The organism is Paenibacillus pini JCM 16418 (assembly GCF_000576305.1).
Taxonomy (GTDB): Bacteria; Bacillota; Bacilli; order Paenibacillales; family Paenibacillaceae; genus Paenibacillus_AQ; species Paenibacillus_AQ pini.
Genome location: NZ_BAVZ01000022.1, coordinates 39,800 through 51,018, shown reverse-complemented (window position 1 = coordinate 51,018; position 11,219 = coordinate 39,800). Strand labels below are relative to the sequence as shown.

Annotated in this window: 9 protein-coding genes; 1 reads left to right on the top strand and 8 read right to left on the bottom strand. The window is 44.4% G+C overall.

Annotation, left to right across the window (positions count from 1 at the left end; genetic code table 11):
* Positions 1–62: 62 nt before the first annotated feature.
* The 5 genes from JCM16418_RS20540 to JCM16418_RS20520 all read right to left on the bottom strand — a co-directional run bounded on the left by JCM16418_RS20540 (position 63) and on the right by JCM16418_RS20520 (position 6,725).
* A complete protein-coding gene (locus tag JCM16418_RS20540) occupies positions 63–296 on the bottom strand; it encodes a glutaredoxin family protein (protein WP_036652718.1) in 234 nt (77 codons plus the stop codon).
* A gap of 85 nt (positions 297–381) precedes the next feature.
* The gene (gene trxB, locus JCM16418_RS20535) at positions 382–1,323 is read right to left on the bottom strand and encodes a thioredoxin-disulfide reductase (RefSeq protein WP_036652716.1); all 942 of its coding nucleotides are present in this window, start codon (positions 1,321–1,323) and stop codon (positions 382–384) included.
* 233 nt (positions 1,324–1,556) lie between these two features.
* Positions 1,557–3,530 carry a heavy metal translocating P-type ATPase gene (locus JCM16418_RS20530; protein WP_036652713.1) on the bottom strand — a complete coding sequence of 658 codons (1,974 nt, stop codon included), beginning with the start codon at positions 3,528–3,530 and terminating at the stop codon, positions 1,557–1,559.
* Between the two features lie 455 nt (positions 3,531–3,985).
* Positions 3,986–5,233 carry a hypothetical protein gene (locus JCM16418_RS20525; RefSeq protein WP_036652710.1) on the bottom strand — a complete coding sequence of 416 codons (1,248 nt, stop codon included), beginning with the start codon at positions 5,231–5,233 and terminating at the stop codon, positions 3,986–3,988.
* Between the two features lie 199 nt (positions 5,234–5,432).
* Complete coding sequence (locus tag JCM16418_RS20520; RefSeq protein WP_036652708.1) at positions 5,433–6,725, bottom strand: homocysteine synthase; 1,293 nt, start codon at positions 6,723–6,725, stop codon at positions 5,433–5,435.
* A 523-nt stretch (positions 6,726–7,248) separates the two neighbouring features.
* On the opposite strand from JCM16418_RS20520, the gene JCM16418_RS20515 reads away from it, so the two are divergent.
* Positions 7,249–7,695, top strand: a complete 447-nt coding sequence (locus JCM16418_RS20515) for a MarR family winged helix-turn-helix transcriptional regulator (protein WP_036652706.1) — start codon at positions 7,249–7,251, stop codon at positions 7,693–7,695.
* A gap of 112 nt (positions 7,696–7,807) precedes the next feature.
* Here JCM16418_RS20515 and pruA read toward each other — a convergent pair whose 3' ends face one another.
* From pruA to rocF, 3 genes are read right to left on the bottom strand one after another with little or no spacing between them, the layout of a single operon-like run.
* Entirely contained in the window at positions 7,808–9,379 is a 1,572-nt protein-coding gene (gene pruA / locus JCM16418_RS20510; protein ID WP_036652704.1) for an L-glutamate gamma-semialdehyde dehydrogenase, read from the bottom strand.
* A gap of 13 nt (positions 9,380–9,392) precedes the next feature.
* Positions 9,393–10,307 (bottom strand): proline dehydrogenase family protein, encoded by a 915-nt coding sequence (locus tag JCM16418_RS20505; protein ID WP_036652730.1) that lies wholly within the window; start codon positions 10,305–10,307, stop codon positions 9,393–9,395.
* A 2-nt stretch (positions 10,308–10,309) separates the two neighbouring features.
* A complete protein-coding gene (gene rocF / locus JCM16418_RS20500) occupies positions 10,310–11,215 on the bottom strand; it encodes an arginase (RefSeq protein ID WP_036652702.1) in 906 nt (301 codons plus the stop codon).
* Between the last annotated feature and the right edge of the window lie 4 nt (positions 11,216–11,219).

The following is an 11,219-nucleotide window of genomic DNA, read 5'->3' as shown; positions in this document are numbered from 1 at the left end:
CCCTACTTCAGGACGGTACCCTTTTATATTTCAAAGCATTCTATGCATGCCTAAACTTACATTTAAGCTTGATTCAGAGCCTTCGCAAATTGAGTTGTGTTCAAACCAAGAATACGATACTCCCCAATCACAGTCACAGGAACTGCGCGCATGCCCATATCCCAGACCTGTTGAGCAAACTCATCATTTTGTTCAATATTGCGTTCTTCATACTCAAGACCCTTATCTGCCAGAAATGTCTTCACTTGTCGACAATTTGGACAGTTCGTGCTTGTGTATACGATAATTTGTTCCATCGTTAATTTCACCTCATATAAAGAATAGGATATAACCTTGTCCTAGAAAACTAGGTATTAAACATGATAATTTAGTTGATTTACATTACTTTAATACTGCACTATGCTCCAAGCTTTCGATAAATTTCTCACAGTCCATAGCAGCCATACAGCCACTACCTGCTGCTGTGATCGCTTGTCTGTAACGAGTATCTTGTACGTCGCCACAGGCGAATACACCTGGAATATTAGTCTCAGACGTTCCCGGCTGAACTACGATATATCCATTGGAATCTGTCGTAATCTGTCCACCCAAGAATCCGGTATTTGGATGATGACCAATCGCTACGAACACGCCGCTCGCTTCAATTAGCTCTTCTGCACCCGTTTCATTGTTTAGCACTTTCAAACCTTTAACCCCGCGTTCATCAGATACAACTTCCAGCGGTGTACGGTTAAGTCCCCACTCCACTTTCTCATTTGCTTGAACACGATCCTGCATAATCTTTGAACCGCGTAGTTCACTGCGGCGGTGTACCAGTGTAACTTTAGAAGCAAAACGAGTCAAGAAGCTCGCTTCCTCAAGCGCGGAATCGCCGCCACCGATTACAATAATTTCTTTGCCACGGAAAAAGAATCCGTCACAAGTAGCGCAAGTACTAACACCACGTCCAACGTTCTCTTCTTCACCAGGAATACCTAAATATTTAGCCGTAGCTCCAGTAGATAGGATCAGTGTCTCTGTTTCCAGTTCTCCAATTCCTTCAACATTAAGCTTGAAAGGACGACTTCCCATTTGAACATCATTCACCCAACCTGTGCGGAATTCTGCACCGAAGCGTTCAGCTTGCTTACGCATGTTGTCCATAAGCTCTGGGCCCATAATGCCCTCAGGAAAACCAGGGAAATTCTCAACTTCAGTCGTAGTGGTCAATTGTCCACCCGGCTGTGGACCCTCAATAACGAGTGGACTCAAATTAGCACGTGCCAAGTAAATCGCAGCAGTTAAACCTGCTGGTCCTGTTCCGACAATAATAGATTTATACATATATAATCTCCTTTCGAGCTTCAAATGAAGTACACGAAAATTATTTAAAATAATTATTAATTAATAGTAATTATTATATAAAATAATAGTTCTGTCAATAGTCTTAGTATACCACCCCTAGTATACAGTTGTTGTATCTAGATTGTGAACACCACAACATCTTAGATATCCAAAAAAGGGCTTCCCCTAGCAGTCACGTGCTGATGGGAAGCCCTAAATCATTAAATCCTAAATTATAATAGCAACCGCAGCCCGTTCAAAATAACGAGAATGGTACTACCCTCATGCCCTACGACTCCCAGCGGCAATGCGATACCCGTTACAAAATTCCCTGCCATTAGAAGCAAAATCATACTAATTGCAAACACCATATTTTGTTTCACAATACGTTGTGCACGCCGAGAAACCGTAATTGTTGGTGCAATTTCTTCAATGTTATCATTCATCAGAACCACATCTGCTACTTCAAGAGCGGTTCCACTCCCATGCATCCCCATTCCCATACCGACGGTCGCAGTAGCTAGCGCAGGTGCATCATTCACGCCATCCCCTACCATCACGACATGACCATACTTTTCGCGAAGCTGTTGAACATAGGTCACCTTCTCTTCAGGTAGTAAGTCTGCATATATTAAATCTGCTCCAACCTGTTCACCGATCACCTTCGCTGTTTCATACCTGTCGCCCGTTAGCATCGCTACCTTCACACCGATCGCTTGTAGACGAGCAACAGCCTCTGCCGCTTGTGGACGGACAATATCCTGCATCGCAATCATTCCCGCAACCTGATCTCCATCCAGAATAATGGAGACCGTTTTACCTTCGGCATTCAACCTGCTTCGATGCCCACGCCAGATGTTAAGCTGCGTATCTTGCTCTGTTTCAGTCGAATCAAGCATATCTGTCTTACCGATTCTCCAATGCTTACCAAATGCCTCGCCTTCCATGCCCCAGCCTGTTACAGCAGCGCCGGATTCAACCGCGATGATCTGTGCTTCTTCATCTTCCGCTTTGCGGACGATCGCTCGGGCAAGTGGATGTTCTGACAATTGTTCTATGGATGCACACACGGAGAGAAGTTCGTTGTGGTCATATCCATCTGCTGCAATAAAGTCGGTTACCTCAGGTTTGCCTAAAGTGAGTGTGCCTGTTTTATCAAACGCGACGACCGAAGTCAAAGCCATGTTCTCAACATGTGCCCCGCCCTTAAATAGAATTCCCCGACGTGCCCGGTTTGAGATAGCTGATAATGTAGCTGGCATAATGGAAGAAACCAGTGCGCAAGGTGAAGCTACGACCAAGAAGACCATCGCTTTATAAAAAGAAGTTGAGAAACTCCAATTCAGCACCAAAGGTGTGAGAAAAATAAGTAATAAGGTTACGGCTACGACGATTCGAGCATACACCGATTCAAAACGCTTCATAAAGCGCTGAGAATCGGGTACCTCGCTCTCCGCTTCTTCGACCAAACGAATGATTTTGGCAAATACCGTCGATTCTGCTGATTTGGTTACCTCAACGTATAATACTCCCTCTCCATTCAGCGTACCTGCGAATACTTCATCGCCTGCTACTTTATCTGCGGGCAGGGATTCTCCGGTAATCGAAGACTGATTGACAGAGGACAATCCTCGCTGGATACTTCCATCTGCTGGAATCAATTCGCCTGGCTTCACAAGAAACAAGTCTCCAATCTGAAGCTGTTCAATCGAAACCTGCTTCATCTCTCCGTTCTCAATTTTGAGTGCAGTTTCAGGTTTGAGCGCCATGAGCGACGAGATATCCTTCTTGCTCCGCTCGTTAGTGTAACTCTCTAACGCCCCGCTCAGTGCAAAGATAAAGATCAGCATCGCCCCTTCATTCCAATACCCAATCGCTGCAGCTCCAAGGGCAGCGGCAACCATAAGTAAATTCACATCTAGATCTCGTTCCTGAATCAGCGTCTCGACGCCTTCTTTCGCTTTCTGCCATCCTCCTGCTGTATAAGAGACAATATAGAGTATTACGGACATCACGCCTGAGTATGGACTCACTAACCATCCCGTCAGCATGAGTACTCCGCTAAGCAGTGCGGCTTGCATCTCCTGATTTTGAAGCATTCCTTTTAGATCAAATCGACCTTTTTTACCAGGTCCGGGAATATTCGATTTTTTTGAAAATCTATTTTGCTGTACAGCAGAACCTGGAGCTTGCTGAATATTTTGCATGATAATTCACCTTCCCTTTCTAATTTTCAATTGAGAATGAAAAGCATTCTTACTACCCTTAAAATAAATCATGCTGCTCCGGGCAAGCCGGAGCAGCATGTCATACCGATCAAAAATTGAACACAAACCGTTGATTCGCAAGGGTTTAGAACTCTATCTGAGTTCCTTGTTCATCGTTAGAGTAAGAAGTTACCCACCATGTAATCGGTATAGATATGAAATTCTAAATGAGAATGATAATCATTTTTGCATCATTGCAATAATTTTTCCTAAGTGCAACTTTTTATGATTATAGTATATGCTTGATTCTGTGTGATGTAAACAGGTGAATACCCATTTGAACAAAAAAATAAGATTTAAGCTTTTGGGGATCTCTGAAGAGAATCCCTTTCGCTTAAATCTTATTTAAAATCTATGGGGATGCTTAGCCGCCAATATTTATATTCATCCAGAGATCATAAACGTACAGACGAAGTTGTTGGATCAATTGCCTCCTGCATTTGATCTAATAACTCCCACTGTGCCGCAGCAATTCTAATCGAATCCGCCTCAGCAGATGTGCAGCTTACCTCAGACAATTCCATTCGGTAGATCGCAGGTAGGCTAGACATCCCTAATGTCCCGGCAGCACAGATCCGAATGGCTGGCTTGATCCCTCGAATTGGCCTAATCATCTGTTGCAGAGCTAACAAGCGTTCATCCGCAAGATTCATGACGATTACATCTGCATAACGAGCAACCTCTAACGCTACTTCAGGTTTGCTATTCTCATCTAAAAGGACGCCTACTCGATAATGTACGAACCTCTGCTGTGCACAAAGTGTCTCTTCTGCCACACGATCAATAAAATCATGCATCATCTGAAAGGATTCTCCATTTGCGGGATACGGGATTAATAAATCGATCCTAGGTTCTGTCTGATTATGTTGCTGTGGTTCCGTTTCATATGAAAGCATCGCCCGGAATAATGCTTCGAGCTGGATATCTCTTAACCTGTGTAACCGTATAGATCCTGGTTCAACTTCAGTTGTTCTATGGATCATCGCAGCCGTCACGAATTGACCTTCCGCACTGTGAAATATCCCTTCCCATCTGAGCTTCCAGCGGTGAAGCAACCTTCCCTCAATAGCATCCCGTTTCTGAACTTCTCCTATTGCGTCCTGACTTAACCATGCTTCATACAGATCTCTGCCTTCTCCATATTCCAACCATTCTTCTTCTCTTAGTAACATCAAGCCTGCGGAACCTTTTAGTCCACGGCTCGACTGTCTACTACACTTACCCTCTTCAATAAAGACTCGAAGTGAACGTACCTCGTCGCTCCAACCAAGCAGTGTTTCAGGTGCAGTGAGAAAATCCCTATAATTCATTTTCTTCTGGAATTTTGCAGCTTCTTTACATACATCCCCGATACTTACAGCATCTAATGACAGTAATGCTTCCTCCTTGGTGATGGTTCCCGTAATAGCCATCTCTACAAGCGAAGCCATTTCCGGTAGAGAGCACGCACGCGCTGACTCTGCATTATCCAGAAGCTCAAGTAAGCGTCTCTGCTTGGAAGGCATCTCTTCGTCACCTCCATACAGATCACCGGCTGCCGTCGCTTGTTCTACATGTAGCGGGTGATAAACCGCTTCCATTTTCAGCGAGCTGAAACAAGAACCGGCCTCACAGCAGTTATTCTGACACCGATCATCTTTCATTATGGCGGTCCACCCTCTTTTCCCAAGATATGAGTGACTTGCACTCTGTCTCAAAGCCCTACATTACAGCGTATTAGCGTTATGCCTGAAATATACAGTGTCCAAATGCTAAAAAAAGCAGCCTATGTCGATAAGGACATAGGCTGCTTGATTATAAATAAGTGCTGATTCCGTATAGATTACTTCAGTACACTCGTAATTATTGTTGGCTGGCCTGAATGGCCTGCTCCAAATCATAGAGAATATCATCAATAGATTCGGTCCCAATCGATAGACGCAACATTTCTGGATTCACGCCGGCAGCAATCTGTTCTTGCTCCGAAAGCTGTGCATGCGTTGTGGTCGCTGGATGAATAATTAGGGATTTGGAATCACCTACGTTAGCCAAGTGAGAGAATAGCTTCACGTTCTCAATTACCTTACGCCCCGCATCTTTGCCGCCTTTGATACCGAAGGTCAAGATGGCACCTTGGCCTTTAGGCAAATATTTTTTCCCGAGTTCATAAGATGGATGGCTTGAAAGCCCTACGTAACTTACCCATTCTACAAGATCATGTTTCTCAAGATACTCCGCTACTTTCAATGCATTCTGACTGTGACGTTCCATGCGTAAATGAAGCGTCTCTAGACCTTGAAGTAGGAGCCATGAATTGAATGGTGAAATAGATGATCCTAAATCACGCAGTAATTGTACACGTGCTTTAATGATATAAGCAATCGGACCAACCGCATCCGTATAGACGACACCATTGTAACTTGGATCTGGCTCTGTAAGACCCGGGAACTTGCCACTTGCTTTCCAGTCGAACTTACCAGCGTCCACAATGACGCCGCCAATTGAAGTACCATGGCCTCCAATAAACTTCGTAGCCGAATGAACTACAATATCAGCTCCGAACTCAATCGGACGTAGCAAATATGGACTTGGGAACGTATTATCCACAATCAAAGGCAGGCCGTGTTCGTGTGCGATGTTAGCCACAGCTTCGATATCAAGCACATCACCCTTAGGATTGCCGATTGTCTCCGCATAAACAGCCTTTGTCTTGTCAGTAATAGCTTTACGGAAATTATCGGGATTGCTTGCATCTACGAAATGAACTTTAATACCCAGTTTCGCAAGCGTAATTGCAAATAAATTAAAAGTACCACCATAGAGCGTTGAGGAAGAGACAATTTCATCCCCTGCTCCTGCAATATTTAGAATAGAAAAGGTAATCGCTGCCTGCCCTGAAGCTGTAGCTAGCGCACCTGCACCCCCTTCTAAAGCCGCAATCCGACTCTCAAATACATCCGTCGTTGGATTCATAATTCGTGTATATATGTTACCAAATTCTTGAAGCGAAAACAGATTGGCTGCATGTTCACTATCTTTGAAACCATACGAAGTTGTTTGATACAGCGGTACGGCACGGGACAGTGTTGTTGGATCAATCTCTTGGCCTGCATGAACGGCTAACGTTTCAAGTGACAATGGACGTTCCTTTGACATGGTTAAAACCTCCCTGTACACGTTTATGAGAATGGTTCATAAGCGCGATTTTTTTCATATTTTCTCATAATTTGCTAGGTTTGAAAAGATGAAGTTAACAAATCATATAAATTTTATCAGAAAAGTATGATAAATATTTTTGTAATTGATGAAAAACATTATAATAGGAGCCGAATAACTGAAAAAAACATAAAAAAAAGACAGCCGTCTAACGGCTGCCAAAAAGAACCCTGAGATTTTGAGAACGTTGCAGATATGACTATTAAGCCAAGTATGTTTGAGCATCCTTGGTTGCATAATCCTATCATTTCACTAGTTACAGCTCATAGGATATGAACTTACTAGTTGAAAGTGCAGAGAGAAGTATATATCTTCCATTGCATATTGTCAACTGCATGCTCCATGATGAACCATGCAGAATAGTCATGTGCGAGACTATTTTTGTTTTAGTGCGTATTAAGTAAAGAAACTAACGGATGCTGGTCTATATCAAACCTATGCCTCCGTTTAAGGGGGGATTAACTTGCACTCTTCATCCAAGGAGCTCGCTTTAAGGTATTGCGAACTGATGGATCGTTTACCTCGTCTTATTGATTATCCGAGTCTGATCCGGCAAGTTAAGCTCAGCTCAACCGAAGCGTACATCCTTCAGCACCTGCAATCGAATGGGAGTCAGCGAGGAACAGATCTTGTCAAACTTACAGGTCTTACCACAAGCGCGATTACCCAAATTTGTGACAAGCTTGAGAAGGAACAGTTGATCGTTCGCAAACGCTCCGATCAGGACCGCCGCTATGTCCATGTATGCATGACGGACAAAGGTACTCTATTGCTAGAGCATATCTCCGAAATGCGTTCAGAGCGAATCGTAGAAACGATCGAAGGTCTGACCGATGCAGACGCAGAGCAGATGCTGGATACACTTGAACAATTGAGTGATCTAATCCGTCTTCAGCGTAAACGTACGTAAGGCAAATGATCACACTTATTTATATGTAAGCACCTATTGACAGCATAAGGGCTTCAGTAGGTGCTTTTTTTATTTATTTCATTAGATTTATATTTAAAAGTAATGCGAGTTATTAAATCTTCCTTGAGACCAGCTTCGCTTGCGTGAATAGTAGCAAATAGTCATGCCCGCCCGCTTTTGAATCCGTACCTGACATGTTAAAGCCTCCGAATGGATGTGCACCTACCAGTGCACCCGTACATTTACGGTTCACGTACAAATTACCACAATGCATGCGGTTAAGCGCTTCTTGTATTCTAACCTCATTAGTAGAGAAGAAAGAACCTGTCAATCCAAACTCTGTATCATTATAGACTCTGATTGCCTCTTCCCAGTTTCGTGCAGGTGTTACGGCTAACACAGGACCGAATATTTCCTCCTGCATTAGGCGAGATTTCGGATCGACATCAATAAATACTGCAGGCTGAATCATATATCCCGAGCCTTCTACCTTCTCCCCGCCAATGACGAGTTTACCCTCTTCCTTACCAATTTCAATATATTCCAGAATTTGCTCGAATGAATTCTCATCAATGACGGGCCCTACAGAAGCATTCTGTTCCGGCAGCCCCACCTTCAATTGACGAGTTAGCTCAATAATTCTACTGACAACTTCATCATATACAGATTCGACGATAATGGCTCTGGAAGCTGCCGAGCACTTTTGACCTTGAAAACCAAACGCCGAATTCACAATAGCTACTGCTGCTGCGGGAAGATCGGCTGTCTCATCCACCACGATGCCGTCTTTTCCTCCCATTTCTGCAATGACACGTTTAATCCAGATTTGTCCATTCTCCGTCTGTGCAGCCAACTGGTTAATACGCAGTCCAACTTCCTTCGATCCAGTGAAACAAATAAAGCGGGTCTTTGGATGTAAGGTTAAATAATCACCAATTTCCGCTCCACTACCTGGAACATAATTGATTACTCCATTCGGTACACCCGCTTCCTTCATCAATTTACAGAATTGATAAGCAATCACAGGAGTGGTAGAAGCCGGCTTCAGCACAACCGTATTCCCACATACAACTGCAGCGGAAGTCATACCCGCAAGAATGGCAAGCGGGAAATTCCATGGAGGAATGATAACGCCAACGCCGAGAGGAATATACTTTAACTTGTTATCTTCACCAGATATTGAAGTGAGCGGTTGATGAACGGAAGTTTCACTTAGACGGATCATTTCTCTGGCATAATACTCCATGAAATCAATGGCTTCTGCGGTATCGGCATCAGCTTCGGCCCAATTTTTTCCTGACTCATAAACGAGCCAGGCTGAAAATTCATGCTTGCGTATACGAAGCAGCGAAGCAGCCTTCAAGAGAACTACAGCACGTTGCTCTGCAGGTACGGCGCTCCATAAAGTGAACGCTGAAAGTGCATTCTGCATCGCATGTTCCGCAAATTCCTGCCCAGCCTTGCTCACATAACCGATGACCTGTTCCGGCTCAGCCGGATTTAACGACACCAGTTCTCTCTGCTCTGTATATATGGATTCCCCTCCGATAAGTAGTGGGTAGTGGGCACCTAATTTGCTTTTGACATTAGACAGGGCTTGAAGGAAATCGTCTCTTTCTTCCGCAATAGTGAAATCCGTAAAAGGTTCATTATGAAAGATGGCGTTAGGGGTTATATAGCTCATGGCTACCTCTCCTTTATTTAAAGAAATTCTTTAGTACAAACCAGATATTAGCTGGTCGTTCTGCAAGGCGCCTCATAAAATAACCAAACCAATCCACTCCAAAAGGCACATACACCCTTACCCTGAATTCATCCCTAACGAGGCGTAACTGAAGCTCTTCACAAATACCATAAAGCATCTGAAATTCATACTGCGATACCGGAATCGCTTCGTTGGCAATTATACGCTGGGCTTCTAAGATCATCTGCTCATCATGAGTCGCAATCGCGGTGTAGCTTCCAGAGATAAGATGCATACCAATCAGCTTGATCATATTGGCATCCACATCCTCCTTGAGCGGAAAAGCCACCTGTGCTGATTCTTGATAAGCCCCCTTGACAAAGCGTAAATTAACTTGTTCCGCACCAAGTACCTTCACATCTTCTTCGGATCGATATAGATAGGCTTGAATGACAATACCTACATTAGAATAGCTTTGCCGCAATATGCGCAGTAGATCAATCGCTGGCTGACAGTGGCTGTAATCCTCCATATCAATTCGCACGAACAGCCCGTAATCACTAGCCGTGGAAACAATCGATTCCATCAGTTCTTGGCAGAGAGCCGGATTTAAATCCAGCCCGAGCGAGGTCAGCTTAAGAGATAAGTTCGCCTGAATATCCGCCGTATGGATCGCGTCTAGCGTACGGATGCACATTGCCGCTGCCTCTCTCACCTCCGCTTCCGAAGATACGAACTCACCCAGATAATCAAGCGTTGCCATCCTTCCGCTGTTATTCAACAGACGCACAGCCTCGACTGCCTGCTCGATCGTTTCTCCTGCGACAAAACGACTTGCACCGAGCCGTAATCCATATCGTTTAGCCCAGCGATTAGCCATTCGGCTGCGAGCAAATCTCAGAAAGAAGACTTTAAACAGATGCTCCATATTCATAAAATTCGGCTGCCAAATAGGGAGCCAATCAGATCAACCACAAGTTTAGAAGTCTGATTGTTATGATCCAGGCTCGGATTAACCTCGACAAAATCAGCGGACGTAATCACACCCGATTCATTCATTAACTCAAGTGCTAAGTGAGCTTCGCGGTAGCTTACGCCTCCTCGTACAGGTGTACCTGTTCCAGGTGCTTCAATGGGATCCACACTATCAATGTCAAAGCTCAAATGAATACCATCCGTACCATCGCCAGCGATTCGTAATGCCTCGTTTACGACATGCTCAATGCCTAAGCGATCGATCTCATGCATCGTAAAGCAAGTAATACCACAGGAGCGAATAAACGCCTTTTCTCCTCGATCCAAATCTCGCGCACCTATAATAACGCAGTGTTCCGGCTTGATCGGAACTGCTCCCGAGGCAATCTCCTGCGGCTTAATCCCTGCAAGTCCGAGAGCGACCGCAAGCGAAATGCCATGCATATTACCGGAAGGACTCGTTGCCTCCGTGTTCAAATCAGAATGAGCATCGAACCAAATCACGCCTAGCTCCCTATAGTGTTGTGTCAGTCCTGAAAGCGTTCCCATAGATATGCTATGGTCTCCCCCAAGAATAAGCGGCGTCCCCCCTTGCCTCACCGTGTCTGCCACCTCCCGTGCTAACACGCTACTGATTGCGATTGCCTCTGCTTCATGCTTCATAGGCGAACTGATATTAGCTGCTATTTCTATATGCTCAGGAAGTAGGATTCGCTTATCGTAACTCACTTCATAGCCAAGCTGATGTAATTTCTTAACCAATCCAAATTTCAAGATATGATCGGGCCCCATCTCACTTCCAGGACGTCCAGCTCCCATACCAAACGGTACACTTATGACCGTAATCGCTGATTTCCCCATATGT